The sequence below is a fragment of the Erythrobacter sp. MTPC3 genome, assembly GCF_042854385.1.
Lineage (GTDB): Bacteria > Pseudomonadota > Alphaproteobacteria > Sphingomonadales > Sphingomonadaceae > Erythrobacter.
Map to the genome: position 1 here is coordinate 79,117 of NZ_BTGP01000007.1, position 19,376 is coordinate 98,492.

General features: G+C 61.6%; 14 protein-coding genes. 5 read left to right on the forward strand and 9 right to left on the reverse strand.

Annotated elements, in window-relative coordinates; translation table 11 throughout:
• Positions 1-15 precede the first annotated feature (15 nt).
• From leuS to ACGHU1_RS10820, 4 genes are all read left to right on the forward strand, one after another.
• Positions 16-2,526 (forward strand): leucine--tRNA ligase, encoded by a 2,511-nt coding sequence (leuS, locus tag ACGHU1_RS10805; RefSeq protein WP_390586776.1) that lies wholly within the window; start codon positions 16-18, stop codon positions 2,524-2,526.
• A complete protein-coding gene (gene lptE, locus ACGHU1_RS10810; RefSeq protein WP_390587039.1) occupies positions 2,526-3,068 on the forward strand; it encodes an LPS assembly lipoprotein LptE in 543 nt (180 codons plus the stop codon). Before leuS ends, lptE begins: the two co-directional genes overlap by 1 nt.
• A 7-nt stretch (positions 3,069-3,075) precedes the next feature.
• Positions 3,076-4,116, forward strand: a complete 1,041-nt coding sequence (gene holA, locus ACGHU1_RS10815; RefSeq protein ID WP_390586777.1) for a DNA polymerase III subunit delta — start codon at positions 3,076-3,078, stop codon at positions 4,114-4,116.
• A 101-nt stretch (positions 4,117-4,217) separates the two neighbouring features.
• The gene (locus ACGHU1_RS10820) at positions 4,218-5,621 is read left to right on the forward strand and encodes a sugar transferase (protein WP_390586780.1); all 1,404 of its coding nucleotides are present in this window, start codon (positions 4,218-4,220) and stop codon (positions 5,619-5,621) included.
• A gap of 44 nt (positions 5,622-5,665) precedes the next feature.
• Here the strand turns inward: ACGHU1_RS10820 and ACGHU1_RS10825 are convergent, their stop codons facing one another.
• From ACGHU1_RS10825 to ACGHU1_RS10835, 3 genes are all read right to left on the reverse strand, one after another.
• Positions 5,666-6,196 carry an LptA/OstA family protein gene (locus ACGHU1_RS10825; RefSeq protein WP_390587041.1) on the reverse strand — a complete coding sequence of 177 codons (531 nt, stop codon included), beginning with the start codon at positions 6,194-6,196 and terminating at the stop codon, positions 5,666-5,668.
• Between the two features lie 68 nt (positions 6,197-6,264).
• Complete coding sequence (gene lptC, locus ACGHU1_RS10830; protein ID WP_390586782.1) at positions 6,265-6,930, reverse strand: LPS export ABC transporter periplasmic protein LptC; 666 nt, start codon at positions 6,928-6,930, stop codon at positions 6,265-6,267.
• 25 nt (positions 6,931-6,955) lie between these two features.
• Positions 6,956-7,576 carry a ribonuclease D gene (locus ACGHU1_RS10835; RefSeq protein WP_390586785.1) on the reverse strand — a complete coding sequence of 207 codons (621 nt, stop codon included), beginning with the start codon at positions 7,574-7,576 and terminating at the stop codon, positions 6,956-6,958.
• A 101-nt stretch (positions 7,577-7,677) separates the two neighbouring features.
• Here ACGHU1_RS10835 and ung point away from each other — a divergent pair, with 101 nt between their 5' ends.
• Positions 7,678-8,367: a uracil-DNA glycosylase gene (gene ung, locus ACGHU1_RS10840; RefSeq protein ID WP_390586786.1), complete on the forward strand. Its 690-nt coding sequence runs from the start codon at positions 7,678-7,680 to the stop codon at positions 8,365-8,367.
• 119 nt (positions 8,368-8,486) lie between these two features.
• On the opposite strand, the gene ACGHU1_RS10845 is transcribed toward ung, so the two are convergent.
• The 6 genes from ACGHU1_RS10845 to ACGHU1_RS10870 form a co-directional block, all read right to left on the reverse strand.
• Entirely contained in the window at positions 8,487-9,008 is a 522-nt protein-coding gene (locus ACGHU1_RS10845) for an AAA family ATPase (protein WP_390586789.1), read from the reverse strand.
• A 27-nt stretch (positions 9,009-9,035) separates the two neighbouring features.
• Positions 9,036-10,373, reverse strand: a complete 1,338-nt coding sequence (locus ACGHU1_RS10850) for a carbohydrate porin (protein ID WP_390586791.1) — start codon at positions 10,371-10,373, stop codon at positions 9,036-9,038.
• Between the two features lie 263 nt (positions 10,374-10,636).
• Positions 10,637-12,073 carry a glutamate synthase subunit beta gene (locus tag ACGHU1_RS10855; protein WP_390586794.1) on the reverse strand — a complete coding sequence of 479 codons (1,437 nt, stop codon included), beginning with the start codon at positions 12,071-12,073 and terminating at the stop codon, positions 10,637-10,639.
• Positions 12,074-12,085: 12 nt separating this feature from the next.
• Positions 12,086-16,726: a glutamate synthase large subunit gene (gltB, locus tag ACGHU1_RS10860; RefSeq protein WP_390586796.1), complete on the reverse strand. Its 4,641-nt coding sequence runs from the start codon at positions 16,724-16,726 to the stop codon at positions 12,086-12,088.
• A 228-nt stretch (positions 16,727-16,954) separates the two neighbouring features.
• The gene (locus ACGHU1_RS10865; RefSeq protein WP_390586799.1) at positions 16,955-18,043 is read right to left on the reverse strand and encodes a hypothetical protein; all 1,089 of its coding nucleotides are present in this window, start codon (positions 18,041-18,043) and stop codon (positions 16,955-16,957) included.
• Positions 18,044-18,070: 27 nt separating this feature from the next.
• Positions 18,071-19,336 carry a TIGR04063 family PEP-CTERM/XrtA system glycosyltransferase gene (locus ACGHU1_RS10870; protein WP_390586800.1) on the reverse strand — a complete coding sequence of 422 codons (1,266 nt, stop codon included), beginning with the start codon at positions 19,334-19,336 and terminating at the stop codon, positions 18,071-18,073.
• Positions 19,337-19,376 lie beyond the last annotated feature (40 nt).

A 19,376-nucleotide genomic window follows, 5' to 3' on the forward strand; every position in this document is an offset into this window, starting at 1 on the left:
ACTAGCGGTTTTACCATGACTGATAATCGATTCGATCCGTCCTCGGCAGACGGGCGCTGGCAGCGCGCGTGGGAAGATGCGGGCACATTCACCGCCGATTCCTCCAGCGAAAAGCCGAAAAGCTTTATCCTCGAGATGTTCCCCTATCCATCGGGCCGCATCCACATGGGGCACGTGCGCAATTACACGATGGGCGATGTGCTGGCGCGCTATAAAAAGATGCGCGGCCATGAAGTGCTCCACCCGATGGGTTGGGACGCATTCGGAATGCCGGCCGAAAACGCCGCGATGGAAAAGAAAGTGCATCCCGGCAGCTGGACCCGCGCCAATATCGAAGGGATGAAGGCGCAGCTGAAACGCATCGGATTTGCGCTCGACTGGACGCGCGAATTTGCGACCTGCGACCCGGAATATTACGGCCACGAACAGGCACTGTTCCTCGACATGTATGCAGGCGGGCTGGTCTATCGCCGGTCAAGCGAGGTGAACTGGGACCCGGTCGATATGACCGTGCTCGCCAACGAACAGGTGATCGACGGCAAGGGCTGGCGATCAGGCGCCGAGGTTGAAAAGCGCAAGCTCGACCAGTGGTTTCTGAAAATCACCGACTTTGCCGAAGAGCTGCTGGCCGGACTTGATGAGCTGGAAGACTGGCCGGAAAAAGTGCGGCTGATGCAGGAAAACTGGATCGGCAAATCGTCTGGCCTTGAGTTTAGCTTTGATCTGTCGAGCGGCGAAAAGCTGCCCGTGTACACGACCCGTCCCGACACGATTTTCGGCGCGAGTTTCTGCGCGATTGCCGCTGACCACCCGATTGCGCAGGGCATCGCCGCTGACAATGCGGATGCGGCGGCATTTATTGAGGAGTGCAAACGCGGCGGCACCACCGCGGCGGAGCTGGAGACAGCGGAAAAGCTCGGCTTCGACACTGGGATCACGGCACAGCATCCTTTTAGCGGAGAGGCTCTTCCGGTCTTCATCGCGAATTTCGTGCTGATGGATTACGGCACTGGCGCGGTCATGGGCGTGCCGGGACACGACCAGCGCGATTTCGAATTTGCGACCAAATACAGCCTGCCGATCCAGCGCGTCGTCGCCAGCGATCCCGCTGCCGGCGATGCGCCAATGGCTGGCGAGGCGGAGCCGGGGGACGGTGTGATCGTCAATTCGGACTTCCTCGACGGGATGAGCGTCGAGGATGCCAAGGCCGAAGTTATCACACGCGCTGAAACGGGCGGCTGGGGCAATGGCACCACCGTTTGGCGGCTGCGCGATTGGGGCGTTTCGCGCCAGCGTTACTGGGGCACGCCGATCCCGTTCATTCACTGCGATGCCTGCGGCGTGGTTCCCGTGCCAAAGGACCAGTTGCCCGTCACTCTGCCAGAAGATGTCGATTTCGAAACGCCCGGCAACCCGCTGGAACGCCACCCCACATGGAAGCATGTTGCATGTCCGCAATGCGGCGGCGAAGCTGTGCGGGAGACAGACACGCTCGACACCTTTACCAATTCCAGCTGGTATTTCCTGCGCTTTGCCAGCCAGCCGGACGATGCTCCGTTCGATGCGGAGGAAGTCGCCAAGTGGATGCCGGTGCAGCATTATATCGGCGGAATTGAACACGCGATCCTGCACTTGCTCTATGCCCGGTTCTGGACCCGCGCGCTCGCCCATATTGGCAAGCTGGATGTGAAAGAGCCGTTTGCGGCGCTGTTTACGCAGGGCATGGTCACGCATGAGACGTATAGCCTGGGCGATGGCAGCTGGCTTTCGCCGGACGAAGTGCGAAAGGACGGAGCCGATTGGACCCGGATCGAAGACGGCGCGCCGGTCACCGCTGGCCGCGTCGTCAAGATGTCGAAATCGAAGAAGAACGTCGTCGATCCTGACAACATCATCGACCAGTACGGCGCAGACGCGGTGCGCTGGTTCATGCTGTCCGACAGCCCGCCCGAACGCGACCTGCCGTGGTCCGATAGCGGGATCGAGGGATGCTCGCGTTTTGTCCAGCGGCTCTGGCGGCTGTTCGGCAGCTTTGACACGGGCGCGACCGGAGAGGACAAGGCTCTAGCCCGTAAGGCGCATCAGGCCATTGTTGCCGTTGCCGAGGATATCGAGGCGCTTGGCTTTAACAAGGCGGTTGCGCGCATTTACGAACTCACCGCCGCAGCGGAAAAAGCCGCGCCGAGCGAAAGCCGCAATTTTGCCATCCGGGCGGTGCTGCACCTCGTCAGCCCGATGATGCCGCATCTCGCCGAAGAGGCCTATGCGATCATGGGCCATGACACCCTGATCGCGGATGCCGCATGGCCCGATCACGATCCGGCCATGCTGGTCGAGGATGAAGTGACCATCGCCATCCAGCATAAAGGCAAGCTGCGCGACACCATCACCGCGCCCAAGGGGGCGGCGAAGGATGATCTGGAGGCGCTTGCCTTGGCGAGCGAGAACGTCCAGCGTTCGATCGACGGAGCTGAAATTCGCAAGGTGATTGTCGTGCCGGACCGGTTGGTGAATATCGTGACATGATGCGCACTGCGCCCTCCTTCCTGCGCGCCCTGATGCCTGCCGCTCTGATCGCCGCTCTTGCTCTGCCGCTTTCGGGCTGCGGACTCCAGCCGCTTTATTCCGGTGGCAGTTCTGCCGGTGTTATTCAGGGGCTTTCGGCGGTGGACGTGCCTGCGATCCCGGGACGCGGCGGCTGGCTGGTGCGCAATGCGCTGAATGAACGGCTGGGCAAGGTCGGCTCCGAGGTATCGCCCGCTTACAGGCTCGACGTACGGCTCGACGATTCGCTTGAGGCGCTTGGTGTGCTCAACGATGACACGATCAGCCGCGAACGCCGGATTTTGCGGGCGCGGTATCAACTGGTCGACCTGTCGAGCGGCGAGATATTGCTGGACGCAACCGAAGGCTTCGATGCGGGTATCGACGTTGTTTCCAGCGAATACGCCACCATCGCGGCTGAACAATACGCGCTGGAAAACATCGCCAAGGAAGTCGCCGACCGGATGGCGACGCGCATCGCCCTGACGCTGCGCAGCAGGGCCGGGGAAACCGCGCCGCAATGATGCCGCGATGAAGGCCAAGCATACCGATTTCGCGCGCGGTATTCCGCGCAGCGCGTTGCAGGCAAGCATCTTCTTTTTCTGCGGACCGGACGAGGCGGGCGCATCGGCGGCGGCAGACAAAATCATCGAAGCCATGCCCGATGCAGGCGAGCGGTTAGACCTGTCGGGCGCCGACCTGCGCCGCGATCCCGCGCTGCTGGGCGATGAGGCGCGCACCGAATCCCTGTTTGGCGACAAGCGGCACATTCTTGTCAGGGCCAGCGGAGACGAGGCGCATGATGCGCTCAAGGCGCTGATCGAAACGGGTGAGAGCGGCGCAGGCCACGCGGCCCCGGTGCTGGTCGTGGCGACCTCTGCCACCGACAAATCGCGCACCGCAAAGCTGCTGGAAAAGCGCGCCGATGCGCTGGTCGCGATGTTCTATCCGCCCGACATGATGTCGGTCGCGGCATCGGTTCGCGCAATGGCGGATGCGGCGGGTTTGCGGCTGGGCGGCGATCTGGCGGAGCGCATTGCGCGCGCCGCCGGGCTGGACGTGCGGCTGGCGCAATCGGAAGTGACGAAACTTGCGCTCTACTGCGATGCCGATCCGCAGTCCCCGAAATCCGCCAGCGTTGAAGAGTATGCCGAAATCGGCGCGGCGACCGAAGAGGACGGGTTCCAGCCTGTCGTCAATGCGGTCATGGGGGGCGAGACCGGGCGGCTTTCACAGGAAGTTCGCCGGATGCGCGAACTGGGCCTCAATCCGGTCGGTCTGCTGCTCGCGCTGGAACGCCGCGCCGCTCAGCTTGCGCAGATCACCGCCCGGCTGGGGCCGCGCGGGTCGTTCGATAACTTGAGCAAGGGCGAGAAAGCGCAGCTCGGTATTTTCTGGAAAGAAGAACGCGATATCCGCCAGCAATTGACGCGCTGGCACCGCAAGAAACTGGACCGGCTGATCCCGCGCCTGATCGGCCTGCACCGCCGATTGCTGTCAAACAGCCAGGCAGCCGAGCTGTTTTTGGCTCAGGACCTCGCTGAAATTGCCAGGTTTGCGACGAAGCGCTGAAATTTGCGCCCAACGCCCTCCTCGCAGTTGCAATACGTTGAAGATGCCCTGTAGGAGCGACTAGGTAAAAATACTAAGCAGCCCTGCGTCAGGCTTCAATAATGAACAAACCTTCTGGCTCGCTAATCGATAGGTCGTTGCCCGGCTTGGCCGAAGCGAAGATCGCGCCGTCGCTGGAACGGCGCCGTCTGCGCACTTACACCCTGATGCTGATCGCCGACGGATTGATGCTGCATGCAGCGTTTATTTTCGCCGCCTATATCTATGAAGGCGTGTGGTGGCAAAACCGCACCATGCTGGCTGCGCAGACCATTCTGCCGCTGTATTTCACCATCGCTCTTTACAATTCGACGTATAGCGGACGCGCCCTTCGAGATTGGATTTTCGGCGCGCGTCAGGCGGTGATCGCCATCATCATTTCCGCCGCCATGGTGAACTTCATCGCGTTCTACATGAAGGCAAATGCCGAGTTTTCGCGGGTCGCCGTCACGCTAGGGCTGGTGCTGTTTTTGACGGCATTGGTGTGGTCGCGCTGGGCGATGATCAAACTGATCGGCATGTTCTGGGGCGGGCGCACGCGCAACTTTCTGGTCATCGACGATGAGGGGCCGAAATTCTCGCTCGATACAGCGGATGTCATATCGGCCAAGAAGTTCGGCATCGATCCGACCGGGCACGATCCGTTCATGCTGGACAGGCTGGGCAAGCTGCTGCGCAATCAGGACAAGGTCGTGGTCAGCTGCGACCGTTCGCGCAGGCTGGAATGGGCGTTCCTGCTGAAATCGAGCGGCGTTCACGGGGAAATCGTGAGCGAGCCTGCGCATGATCTTGGCGCATTGGGCGTCCACCGCTACGTTGATCCCGCACGCACCACTTTAGTGGTGTCGACCGGCCCGCTGGGACTGCGCGGGCGGGTTGGGAAGCGCGCTTTCGATATGGTGGTCGCATCAGCTGGTCTGCTCGCCCTGTCGCCGGTTCTGCTGATCGTGGCGGCCGCGATCAAGCTGGAGGATGGCGGACCGGTGTTTTTCATCCAGCGCCGTCTGGGGCGGGGCAACCAGTTTTTCGACATGTACAAATTCCGCTCCATGCGGGTCGACAACCTCGATGCGGACGGCGCACGATCGACCGGACGCAGCGATGACCGGATCACCCGTATAGGCGCCTTCATCCGCAGGACCAGCATTGATGAGCTGCCACAAATCCTGAACGTCCTGCGCGGCGAAATGTCGATTGTCGGCCCGCGTCCCCATGCGCTGGGCAGCCGGGCCAACAACAAATATTTCTGGGAAGTGGATCAGCAATACTGGCAGCGCCACTGTCTGAAACCCGGGCTCACCGGATTGGCGCAGGTGCGCGGCCACCGGGGCGCGACGGAGCAGGAGAAGGACCTGACCGACAGGCTTCAGTCAGATCTGGAATATGTCTCGCGCTGGTCGCTGCTGACTGATTTCATCATCGTGCTGAAGACGATAGCGGTGCTGCGTCACGACAACGCATATTGATCGCAAGGCCCGCTGTGGAGCGCGCCCGTTGCTTTTGTAAAAGCCTAGTCGTCCGATTGCGGGACGGAGAATGTGCCGGTCACGCGCCCGCCGGATGATCCCGCTTCGCCCGACCCGCCCGATGCTCGCCCATCGACGCTTGATACGCCGCTTGCCAGATCAATCACCAGCCTGCCGCCGTTCAGCGTGTCTGTTCCGCGGCGCAGGCTGACATCGCCTGCCATCGTGATAATCCGGCGGCCAAAATCGTAGATCGCAACATCGCCTGTCGCGCGTTCACTGCCGCGCGTCACGGTCACTCCGCCGGTCGCGGTGATACGCTGGATGTCGAGCGATCCGGTGTCGGTGAAGTTCACCAGCATCCGCGATGATCGCACCGTCAGTCCGGCCTGCGTCACGATCACCCCGCCGGACAATGTCACGCGGTTCTGCCGGTCCTGCAATTCGATCGTGCCCGCATCGTAATTTACTGGCGCGTTGGTGTTGTGCAAGGCGATGCCCTGCGCCTGCACGGCGATACCGCCTGCCAGCGCGCAGGTAAGCGCAAATCCGCCCGCCATCCAGCCGAACATCATCCTGCCCAGCGGTTTTGCGCAGGGATCGCTGAAGGGGGTCTGGTCAGGGGCGGCGGTTTTCATTGCTGTCATGGCATCCTCAATCGGCCAGGTATCATTCGCAGGCTGGCATCGCCATCGAGTGTGACGGTGCGTTCACCCAGATCGGCGCGCATGGTCTGCGCGGAAAAGCTGCCCGCAGGCACCTCCCCCTCGACCCCGTTATCACCGATCAAAGTGCGCTCTTCGAGATTAACCGAAACCCCGCTCGCCCGCATCGAATATCCATCGGCGGCGTTCAGCAGCACGGTGCCGTCAATCGCGACGATTTCGGTGTCGATGTCATAGACGCCGCCTTTTGCTGTGAGGCGCGCCGGGCCATCGGGAAGAAGCAATTGCGCCACCAGATCCTCCATCCGCACTAGCCCTTCCGCGCTGGAGCGTTGCACCGCGTCGCCAGCCGATACCGCAAAGGGGCGGTCCTTGCTGTCGCGCCCGCGATACATCGCATTGTCCACGCTCAGCCGCTCATCGATCACCGCGACTTTGTTACGGTCCAGCAGAAAGCTGACCTCGCCGCGCGGGGAAAGCGGCGTGATAACCATCAGCGCCGCAAGCACGCCGACACCCGCTGGCAATGCGCGCGCCAAAAACCCGATCAGCTTGTCGTGCGAGCCGCCGGGCGCGGCGAAATGCTGGCGCTTTCCGCGCAGTTCTTTCGCTTCACTGGTTTCTATGCGGCGTTTCAGGACCATGGCGCGTTTACGTGGCTCTTGGCTTTCAGGAGTGGTTGAAAATGTCGTGTTCGGCCCAGCCGGCAATATCGAGCTGCGCGCGGGTGGGGAGGAAGTCGAAACATGCCTGTGCAATGTGCGTGCGACCTTCGCGTTCCAGCCGCTTGGTCAGCTCATCACGCAGGCGGTGCAGGAACCGCACGTCGGACGCGGCGTAATCGCGCTGCGCATCGTTCAGCACCGGCCCGCCCCAGTCGGAGCTTTGCTGCTGTTTTGATATGCTTTCGCCCAGCAATTCATCGGTGAGGTTTTTAAGCCCGTGCCGGTCGGTATAGGTCCGCACAAGCTTGCTCGCGATCTTCGTGCAGAACACTGGCGCGGCCATTACGCCGAGGTAATAATACAGCGCGGCAAGATCGAACCGCGCATAGTGATACAGCTTTACCCGGCTTTCATCGGCGAGGATTGCGCTGAGGTTGGGCGCGTCATATTCGCTGCCCGGTGAAAAGCGCACCAAGTGTTCATCACCCGATCCATCGCTGATTTGGACGACACACAGCCTGTCGCGGTGCGTGATCAGTCCCATCGTCTCGGTATCAACGGCGAGCGCCCCGGTGCCTTGCAGCACGCCATCGGGCAGGTCTTCTTCATGAAAATGTACGGCCATAGCGCGCTGCCCTACGCCACATGCGGGGTTAGGGAAAGGGGGATAGCGGGAAACGCGGCGGTGGCGATATCTGGCCTGCGCGGTGTAGGCTGCACAGCGTCATGGCACAGGACGATCTACCCGAAAGCTGGCGCGCTGCGCTGGAACCCGCGCTTGCCACGCCAGAGGCGCGCAAGCTGGGCGGCTGGCTGCGCGCGCAGGAGGATGCGGGCAAGACCGTCTATCCCCCGCGCGGGGAGCGGCTGGCGGCATTATCGCTGACCCCGCTGGAGAATGTTCGCGCGGTTATTCTGGGGCAGGATCCCTATCACGGGCCGGGGCAGGCGCACGGCCTTGCGTTTTCGGTGCGGGACGGGGTGAAGCCGCCGCCGTCGCTCGCAAATATCTTCAAGGAGCTGGAGAGCGATCTCGGCATCCCTCGCCCGCAATCTGGCGACCTGTCGCCGTGGGCGCGGCAGGGCGTGCTGCTGCTCAACAATACCCTGACAGTCGAGCAGGCCCAGGCGGGCAGTCATGCCGGGCGCGGATGGGACGCAATCACCGATGCGGCCGTCGCTGCGGTTGCGGAGCGGGGCGATCCATGCGCGTTTATCCTGTGGGGCAGCCATGCGGCCAAGAAAGCGGACCGGATCGCGGCGCTGGGCCGGGGCGACCACCACCTCGTCATCAAAAGCCCGCATCCCAGCCCGTTATCGGCCCACCGCGGATTTTTCGGCACGCGCCCCTTCAGCCGGGTGAATGCTTTTCTGGAAGCGCGCGGGCGCGGCGCAATCGACTGGAGGCTGGAGTGAAGGGGCTGGCAGGATGCCAAAGATGCGCTGGAAGCACATACCCGGCAGCACGAGTTCAAAGACCCTCTCGGCGGTTTAAGCCGAATAGATGCAATACAGCAACGAGCGATAGGCGCAGGTTAATCTGCGCTTGCCAAGGGAACATGGTGTAGACTTTCAATTATGAAATCCGCACGCTTTTCTGCAGAGGATTTGGGCAGAACGAGATGCACAATTTCGAGCGCTTGTAAGTCCCGCTTCAGCCTCTCGGCCTCCTCAATTGCAGCATCCAATGGCAATTGGCGCTCAAGCGTCTGTTCAAATATTTCAGGCCAAGGTGGAGCGTAGAAAACAGGCTCGCTGTAAGGAAATGGCTCGAACGATAGGAGCGCGAGATCCGTCTCGGACCTTGCGGCTTGGCCCGATAGCGCATCCAGCAATCCTCGGTCGAAAAAGACATCGCCCTTTACGTTGGCGGCCTCGTCCAAATCGGCTTTGGACAGGTCGATCACTGCACAAATAAACTGATCGAGACTATCCCAGGGTGCCGGACCGCCAGATCGGATGACCCGCAAACCCGGCTCTGGCACAACATGGAAGCCGCGACGAGATAGGATTTCCAGCACAGTGGTTTTGCCTCCGCCTGAACATCCTGTGATCAATATACGTCGGGCGATGCGTGCCTCCCATCAAAACCCGGTGGTCAGCCGCAGGCCCACCAGTACGCCTGTGTCGCGCGCGGTCACGACGCTGTCGATAATCTGGACGTTTGCTGTCAGTTCATACCGGTCTGCAATGCCGAGGGTATAGAACAGCTCCACCCCCTCTTCGTCCTCAAGCCCGAGCCGTGTGTTCAAAGCATCGACCAGCCCGTCGGTCAGCGAATAGCGGAAATAGCCCGCGCCGAAACGGTCCTGAGTGCGGCGGCGCGGGTTGCCCGAGATGCCTACAAAGCCGCTTTTGTCGAGGAACGTCGGATCGCCCAGCGAAGCATAGGCCTGCGCGAAAAAGCCCCAGCCTTTGCCCGGTGCCTCCGGGTAGACATCGAGGAACTGATACGCGGCAAGCACGGCGGCGAATTCGCCTTTGGTGTTTCCGAAACCGCTTGCCGCAGGCGGGATCAGCGCCGCAGGAAGGTTGCTCGAAGAAATGTCATCGCGGGTCGAACCCGACAGTTTGAGCGCGTAATAGCCGGGCTTTCCGCCGATTTTTACCGGGACTGTCACCGATGAGAGAAACCCGACCCCGCTTTCAAAGCCGGTTTCAAACCCGGTGCGCTCATATTGCGAATCCGGGTCGAACACCCAGAGCCGGAATAGCGCATCCTCGGTAGGGACTGAAAGCAGCGCGCCGGTGATCGTGTTCGGGATGATGGCCGAAGGCGGCAGCGCAAAACCGAGGTTCTGGAACCCGTGATGCCCGTCGCTGCCGACGACTGGTAATTGCCCGCCCAGATCGAGGACGTTGACTTTGCCAACTGTCAGTTTGGCCCCCGACTGCCACTGTTTCGACACGCTGACCGACACGTCGAAATCGCCCGCGGTTTCGCCCCGGAACAGCGCGGTGTTGTTCGGGATCAGGCCGATCGTGCCATTGCTGTCCTTGCCCCATGTGTATTCAGGGCGGACCGTCAGCGTGAAACTGTCATCCAGCCCCCACGCGCTGCCCGCAATGTCGATATAGGCATCCGCCCGGCCCGCATATCGCAGCGTGCTGTCCGCATCGCCCACAACCGGCATGTCGACAAATTGTGACATGACAACGCGGGCGGAGAGGGGATTTGCTGCGGCGGCCTTTGGCTCTGTGTGATCGGATGCTGTTTCGGTTTCGACGGAAACCTGCGCGCCCCCGCCGTCTTGCGGCGTGACGGCGTGGGTAACGGGTGCGGGTTCCGGTGTTTCAGGGGCCGGATCATTCGCGCCCGCTGACGTATTGGCAAGAACAGGCGGCGCAGTTGCCAGGCTGACCGCAGCAATATTGACGGCAAGCAAAAACAGTGCCTGCCTGAAATGCGAAATTGCGACCAAGTTATTCCCACCCGTAGACCGGCTCCAGAAACCCAGAGCGATTTTACTTATTAGTATTCGATACTTGATAGATAGAAACATTCCTATCGATCAGCGTCAAGGCTGTCTTGGCCTGTCTGTCAGTATCATCGTGGATTGGGAGCAAGCGCAATTGGACCGATCCGGCACAATCACGCAAAAATCATACTCTTGGTAAGCCTACACTAACCAAGCTGGTCGCCCTGCTAGCCATTACCAGCCTGCCATTACAGGCCAAGCCAATGTCAGCGCGGCAGTTCCGTCACGCCCATCAGCGCCTGGTCCACGCTGCGCGCGCATTGGCGCCCTTCGCGGATGGCCCACACGACAAGGCTCTGCCCGCGCCGCATATCTCCGCAGGTGAAGACGCCATCAACGCTGGTGGCATAGCGATCCGTGTCGGCCGACACATTGCCGCGATCGGTCAGCTCGACGCCTGCCTGTTCCAGCAGACCGGCTTTCTTCGGACCGGTAAAGCCCATCGCCAGCAGGATAAGGTCGGCAGGGATCGTGAAGGTGCTGCCTTCGACCTCCTGCATTTGCCCGTCTTTCCATTCGACGCGCGCGCATTCGAGGCCGGTGACTTTCTCGCCGTCGCCGACCACGCGCTTTGTCAGGACCGCCCAGTCGCGCTCCACGCCCTCTTCATGGCTGGAAGAGGTGCGCAGTTTCAGCGGCCAGTCGGGCCATGTCAGCGCCTTGTCTTCTTTTTCAGGCGGTTTCGGCATGATTTCCAGCTGAGTGACGCTTTTCGCGCCCTGCCTGTTGGACGTGCCGACACAGTCGCTGCCGGTGTCGCCGCCGCCGATGACGACCACGTGCTTTCCAGTGGCGAGCAGGCTGCCGCGCGGTGCAGCGCGAACTTCTTCGTCGCCTGCGTTACGCTTGTTCTGCTGGGTCAGGAATTCCATCGCCAGCCGTACGCCTGTCATCTCGGCGCCGGGAATGGAGAGAGCGCGCGCATCTTCGGACCCGCCCGACAGGACGATGGCATCAAAGTTTTCCTGCAAGCTTTTAAAGGAGACATCGACGCCAACTTCCTTGCTGGTGCGGAATTCAACCCCTTCAGCCTCCATCTGGATGCAGCGGCGGCTGATCAGCTGCTTTTCCATCTTGAAGTCGGGAATGCCGTAACGCAGCAAGCCGCCAACGCGGTCGCTTTTTTCAAACACGGTCACGCTGTGACCCGCGCGCGCCAGCTGCTGCGCGCAGGCAAGGCCGGCGGGGCCGGAACCGACCACGGCGACAGATTTGCCGGTTTTGGTTTCGGGAATCTGCGGGGTGACCCAGCCTTCGTCCCATCCGCGGTCGATAATCGCGCATTCGATGCTCTTGATCGTGACCGGCTGGTCGACGATGTTGAGAGTGCAGCTTGCCTCGCACGGGGCGGGGCAGATGCGGCCGGTAAATTCGGGAAAGTTGTTGGTCGAATGCAGCAGGTCCAGCGCATTGCGCCAGTCGTTCTCATAGACCAGATGGTTCCAGTCCGGGATCATGTTGTTCACCGGACAGCCATTGTGACAATACGGAATGCCGCAATCCATACAGCGCGATGCCTGCGAGGATAGCGTTTCGTCATCCGGCTGGATTACGAATTCGCGGTAATTATTGAGACGTTCCTTGGGATCGAGATAGTCGCGCTCGCGCCGATCCAGTTCCAGAAATCCGGTGTCTTTACCCATCGTAACTAACCCTTATTCCGCCGCGACAGAGGCGGCTTCTTCGCGCTCGGCTTCCATAGCTTCAAGCGCGCGCTTGTAATCGGTCGGCATGACCTTGACGAAACGCGTCAGCGCCGCGTCCCAGTCTGCCAGCAGCTCCCCGGCAATCGCGCTGCCGGTGTGCAGCTGGTGCCGCTCAATCAAGATACGCAGCCGGTCGCCGTCATGACGCAGCATGTCGCCCATGCCGAAATCGCTGACGGAACGTGGCCGCTGCGCCGGACGGCCGGTGCCCTCTTCGCTGTCGGTCTGACCCGATACCGGCTCCAGCTCGACCTGCGCGTGATTGACCAGCTTGCTGAAATCGCCATCAGGATCGTAGACATAGGCCACGCCGCCGCTCATCCCGGCGGCAAAGTTGCGGCCCGTCTTGCCCAGCACGACGACAACGCCGCCGGTCATGTATTCGCAGGCATGGTCGCCCGCGCCTTCGACCACGGCGATCGCGCCTGAATTGCGGACCGCGAACCGTTCACCTGCGACGCCGCTGAAATACGCCTCACCCGCAATCGCGCCATAAAGCACGGTGTTGCCGACAATGATGTTGTTTGCCGCATCGCGCGGCACGCCGTCCGGCTGGCGCACGATGATGCGTCCGCCCGAAAGCCCTTTGCCCACGTAATCGTTCGCATCGCCCGACAGGTCGAGCGTTACGCCGTGGGCGAGCCATGCGCCGAAACTTTGCCCGGCGACCCCGGTCAGATTTACGCGGATGGTATCGACCGGCAGCCCTTCGTGGCCGTGTGCTTTCGCAATTTCGCCCGATAGCATCGCGCCGACCGTGCGGTTCACATTGCGGATTTCGTAATCGAGCTGAACCGGTTTCGCCCCCTCGATCGCGTCCTTTGCGTCCGCGATCAGCGCGTTGTCCATCGCCGCGCCCAGACCGTGATCCTGCGTTTCGGTGTTGTAGAGCTTTGCCCCTTCGGCAAGTTCGGGCACGTGGAGCAGGCGTGACAGGTTGATGCCGCGCGCTTTCCAGTGGCGGTGCATCCGGGTCATGTCGAGCCGGTCTACTCTGCCCACCATTTCCTCAACCGTGCGGAAGCCCATTTCGGCCATGATGCCGCGCAATTCCTCGGCGACGAAGAACATGTAATTGACCACGTGTTCGGGCGTGCCGGTAAACCGCTTGCGCAGTTCAGGGTCTTGCGTGGCGACGCCGACCGGGCATGTATTAAGGTGGCATTTGCGCATCATGATGCAGCCCGCCGCGATCAGCGGAGCGGTGGCAAAGCCAAACTCGTCTGCGCCCAGCAAAGCGCCAATGGCAACGTCGCGGCCCGTGCGCAGGCCGCCATCGACCTGCACTGCGATGCGGCTGCGCAGATCGTTGAGCAGCAATGTCTGCTGCGTTTCGGCAAGCCCGATTTCCCACGGACTGCCCGCATGGGTCAGCGATGTAAGCGGCGAAGCACCCGTGCCGCCGTCATAGCCGGAAATGGTAACGTGGTCGGCGCGCGCTTTCGATACGCCAGCCGCAACCGTACCGACGCCCACTTCGGACACCAGTTTTACCGAGATGCGCGCGTCATTGTTCACGTTTTTCAGATCGTGGATCAGCTGGGCGAGGTCTTCGATCGAGTAGATGTCGTGGTGCGGCGGCGGGGAAATGAGGCCCACCCCCGGCGTCGAGTGGCGCACCGCGCCGATCCGTTTGTCCACCTTGTGACCGGGCAATTGGCCGCCCTCACCAGGCTTTGCACCCTGCGCCATCTTGATCTGGATATCGTCGGCATTGACCAAGTATTCGGTTGTGACGCCGAACCGGCCGCTCGCGACCTGTTTGATGCGGCTGCGCATCGAATCGCCATTTTCCATCGGTCGGAAGCGGAACGGCTCCTCTCCGCCTTCACCGGTGTTGGAACGGCCGCCGATGCGGTTCATGGCCAGCGCCATGGTCGAGTGCGCTTCGTGGCTGATCGACCCCAGGCTCATCGCGCCGGTGGAGAACCGCTTCACGATTTCAGAGGCCGGTTCGACCTCGTCTAGTGGGATGGCGCTGTCCGCCTTCTTCAATTCGAGCAGGCCGCGAATGGTCAGCAGCCGTTCGGATTGCTCGTTCACGCTCTTGGCGAATTCTTCGTAGTTTTTCGCATCGTTGCCGCGCACCGCGTGCTGCAATTGCGCGACATTGGCGGGGGTCCAGGCGTGCTCTTCCCCGCGCAGGCGGTATTGATAGATACCGCCGACATCCAGCATGCTCTTGTACAGCGGATTATCACCGTATGCCTGCGCGTGGCGGCGCACGCTCTCCTCTGCCACCTGCGCCAGCCCGACGCCTTCGATGGTGGTGGAGGTCCCTGTGAAATATTGTTCCACAAAGTCGCTCGACAGGCCGACCGCGTCGAAAATCTGTGCCCCGCAATAGGACTGGTAGGTGGATATGCCCATCTTCGACATCACCTTGCGGATGCCTTTGCCTATGGCCTTGATGAAGTTTTGCTGCACTTCTTCGGCACTGATTTCGGAATGCTTGCGCCTGCGGATATCCTCCAGCGTTTCAAACGCCACATACGGATTGATCGCCTCCGCTCCGTAACCGGCCAGCACGCAGAAATGGTGCACTTCGCGCGCTTCGCCGGTTTCGACGACGAGGCCGGTCTGCATCCGCAAACCTTGCCGCACGAGGTGATGGTGAACAGCCGCCGTGGCGAGCAGTGCGGGCATCGGAATGCGCCCTTCGTCCTGCGCGCGGTCGGACAGGACCAGAATGTTGTGATCCTGCAGCACCGCCTCGGTCGCGGCCCAGCACATTTCGCGAATGGCAAGCTCGATGCCTTCAACCCCGGCCTCTACATCCCAAGTCGTATCGATGGTCGCACAGCGAAACGCGCCGTCCACCGTCGATTCGACCGAGCGGATTTTTGCCAGATCGTCATTGGTGAGGATCGGCTGTTTGACTTCCAGCCGTTTGTGCGTGCCGGCATCATGGCCCAGCAGGTTGGGCCGCGGGCCGATCATCGACAGCAGGCTCATCACCAGCTCTTCACGGATCGGGTCGATGGGCGGGTTGGTGACCTGCGCAAAGTTCTGTTTGAAATAATCGTAGAGCAGCCGCGCCTTGTCCGACAGGACGGCGATGGGCGTATCGGTGCCCATGGAGCCGATCGGATCGTCGCCTTTGACCGCCATCGGTTCTAGGAAGCGCGAGATGTCTTCCTGCGTATAACCGAACGCCTGCTGGCGCTGGAGCAGAGTGGTGTGATCCTCCGGCACTTCGGACAGCTCCGGCTCTATATCGGTTAGATCCTCAAGCCGGACCTGCGCCTGTTCCAGCCATTTGGCGAAGGGTTCGGACGTGGCGAGATCGGCTTTCAGCTCGTCATCTTCGATGATGCGGCCCTGTTCGAGGTCGATCAGCAACATCTTGCCGGGCTGAAGACGCCATTTGCGCACGATGTCTTCCTCGGCAAACGGCAGCACGCCGCTTTCTGACGCGAGGCAGACGATGTCATCCTTGGTCACGCAGAACCGCGCCGGGCGCAGACCATTGCGGTCCAGCGTCGCGCCGATCTGGCGTCCATCGGTGAAGCACACGGCGGCGGGGCCGTCCCACGGCTCCATCAGGGCGGCGTGATATTCGTAAAAGGCGCGCCGGGCCGGGTCCATCAAAGCGTTGCCGTTCCACGCTTCGGGTATCAGCATCATCATCGCATGGGCAAGGCTGTATCCGCCCGCCAGCAGCAGTTCCAATGCATTGTCGAGGCAGGCGGTGTCGGATTGGCCGTGCGGGATGATCGGCCACATCTTGTCGAGATCAGGACCAAGTAGGTCGCTTTCCATCGTGCGGCGGCGCGCATTCATCCAGTTCACATTGCCGCGAACCGTGTTGATCTCTCCGTTATGCGCGATGAAGCGGAACGGGTGGGCTAGCCGCCAGCTGGGAAAGGTGTTGGTGGAGAACCGCTGGTGGACAAGGCCGAACGCGGAGACGCATTCCGGATCGCGCAGGTCGTCATAAAAACTGCCCACTTGGGTCGCCAGCAGCAGCCCTTTGTAAACAATGGTGCGGCTGGAAAAGCTCGGCATGTAAGTTTCGGTCAGACCTTCAAGCCCGTGCTTTTCGGCCAGTTTTGCCAACGGGTTCAGCGTCTGTTTGCGCAGCGCAAGCAATTTGCGTTCAAACGCGTCCTGATCGGCCAGTTCTTCGCCGCGCGCAACGATTGCCTGTTTGATGACCGGCATCGAATCGATGACAGCCGCGCCCAGCCCTTCCATCGTGGTGGGCACATCGCGCCAGCCGATGATATTCTGGCCCTCTTTCGCGGCGAGGGTTTCAAACCGGTCAATCACGAAATCGCGCGCCGCATCGTCCTGCGGCAGGAACGCCATCGCCACCGCGTATTCGCCCGAAGGCGGCAGATAAAGGCCGTTTTCGTCGGCCCAGCGGCGGATCAGCGTGTCGGGAATCTGCATCAGCAGACCCGCACCATCGCCCAGCAACGGATCGGCTCCCACCGCGCCGCGGTGATCCAGTTTTTCAAGGATCTCAAGCGATTGCTGGACAATCGAGTGGCTTCGTTCGCCCTTGATATGGGCGACCATGCCTACACCGCAGGCGTCATGTTCGTTGGCGGGGTCGTAAAGACCCTGGGAGGTGGGCTGTCCCATGGCAAAAATCCGATCTGTAAGATGCCGATACCTGATACCTATGCACGTGCGGCGCATGGTTCAAACAGCGGCAGAATGTCGGACGCAGCAAACCATCGGGCAGCTGCGCCGCGTTTCACATTCCTATTGCCGACGGAATTGGGATTTTGCAACCGCGAAGAGCGAAGTTTTATTACGCATAGGTAAGCGTCAGCTATGCGTTTTGTGCGCTTTGGCTTTAAGGCCTGGTCAGGCAGCGCCGCTGAGCCCCTGCAATTTGGTCAATGCCTCGCGCAGTTCGCGGTTGGTGTCTTGCAGTTCTTCCATCACGGAATGGGGCCGCGCAGACGCGATTCCCGGCGCGGCCGGATCGTCCTGCGTAAACGTGGACAGCGCCTTTAACGCCTGGGCAAGCTGGGCATCGCGCGTGTCTGCAGTATGCGCGCCCTTGTCCATCTGCTCGGCCTCCTGCCGTTCATGAAGGGCGACAGCGAATCGTTCGACCATCTGGATCAGGCTGAGATCCTGCGGCGGAACCTTGCGCAGTTTCGCGACCGCAGCGGGCATGACCGGCGGCGTTTCGATTTCTTCCGGGGCCGCGATTTCAGGCTGCGAATCGCTGAAATCGGCGGTGAGATCGTCGGCGGTCACACTCACGCCGTGATCGAATGCCTCGTCTTCTGTCTCTTCAACCCAGACCGCGTTTCGGCCCTTTAGCTCGGCAAATTCGCCCAGACTGAGATCGCGCGGCAGGTTTGATCCGCCCTCGGCTGGCATTTCGCCTGCGTCTGGAATGGAAGGTCCATCCGTAAGATCGGCCCGGTCCTCAATCGGCGCGTCCAAGCTGTCGCTGCCCAGTTCGGTCGCGGGATCAATCGGGCGCACCAGAGTGGTTGCCATGCGAGCGACCGCTCCGTTGGAATGCGCATCAATGGTCGCGCGCTTCACCAGCATCGCGGCGCAAAATGCGATCGTCCCGCCGATCAGCGCGGCAAGGCCGGCGAAAACCGCCGCGCCATACCCGGCTGCCGTGCCAAGCCCGGTGATCGCTGTAAAACGTTCTGCCAGCCAGGGCGGCGCAACAATCGCGCTAAGGCCGCACAATAAAGCGCCCCAGACCGTGAGCATCGGGATGAAAGCAGGATGCGCGACAAGCGGAGCTTTGCCAACGCGCGTTGCCCGCGGGTGCGCAGCCTTGGCCGCGGCAGGTTCGGTGCGGATTGCTGCGTTTGTCTCGGTGTCGCTGGTTTCGGCAGATGCGCCGTGCGCCTCTGCTTCGGCCTGTGCCTGTGCCTTTGCCTGCGCATTTTCGGCCAAACGTGCTCTGATATTGCGCATATCGCCCCCGCGCTGCGTTAAAACTGCCTAGGCCCGAAGGCCGCTTTGATGGGCTGCCTGTAATAGTGCAGCATCGGTGTGCTTGCGGTTTAGCAGGGCTTGGTAAACGCATAGATAACGCTGAACATTGACCGACCAGTCGTGCCGGGACCGGACGTGCTGCTGTCCGCGTTCCCGCAGCGCGTCCCAATCATCGCGCGATGCCAGAATGTCGGCCAGCGCATCGGCGCAGGCCTGCGGGTCGCCGGGGTCGAACAGGGTGCCGGTTTCGCCATCGGTGATAAGCTCCCGGTGGCCGCCAACATTCGATGCCGCCACGATCCGCCCCTGCGCCATCGCCTCAAGCGGTTTGAGCGGAGTGACCAGATCAGTGAGGCGGGATGCCTTACGCGGATAGGCCAGCACATCGATGAGCGAATAATACCGTTCAACCGTGTCATGCGGCACGCGCCCTGTGAAAATCACCGCACCGGGATCGGGCAACCGCGCTGCGGCTTCGCGCCATTTCGCATCCATCTCGCCCGCGCCGACCAGCAGCAATTTCGCCCGCGGATGCGCCTTTCGCAGGATCGGCATCGCGGCGATCAGATCGTCCACGCCTTCGTAATCGTAAAAGCTGCCGATATACCCGATCACCGGATCGCCGCGCTGTAAATCCAGCTCATAGGCCAGGGATACGTCGCGAGCCGGAGGATCGCCAAACAGCGACAGATCGACGCCATTGGGCATGATGCCGACTTTGCCGGGAGAAATCCCGCGCGCAATCAGATCATCGCGCAGGCCGCTGCAAATGGTGAAGATGGCATCGGCGCTTTTGACAACGCGCGTTTCAAGCTGGCGGGTCAGGCGATATTTCATCGACCCTTCGGTGCCGGTGTGGTTGCCGACCGCCGCATCCTCCCAAAAAGCGCGGATTTCATAGACCAGCGGTATTCCAAGCGCGCGGGCGGCACCCGTCGCAGCCGCCCCGCACAATGCGGGTGAGTGCGCGTGAATGATGTCGGGCCGCCATTTGCGCGCAAGGCCGCGAATGCTGGAGGACAAAGCCGCGATCTCGCGCGCTTCCTTTGCCACCGCCGGACCCGACGGCGCGCCGGGCGTGCGGTGAAAGGTCAGCCCGTCAATGATCTGGTCCGCCCCGTCGCCCGGCGCGTCCACATGGTGCCGCTGTCCGGTTATGGCGCGCACCTCCAGCCCTGCCGCCTGCTGCGCTTTCAAAATGGCGCGCGTGCGGAAAGTGTAGCCGCTGTGAAGCGGCAGCGAATGGTCAAGCACGTGCAGGATGCGGGTCATGGCGCGCCGTCTTGCACACTTGTGCTTAACGGACCGTCAA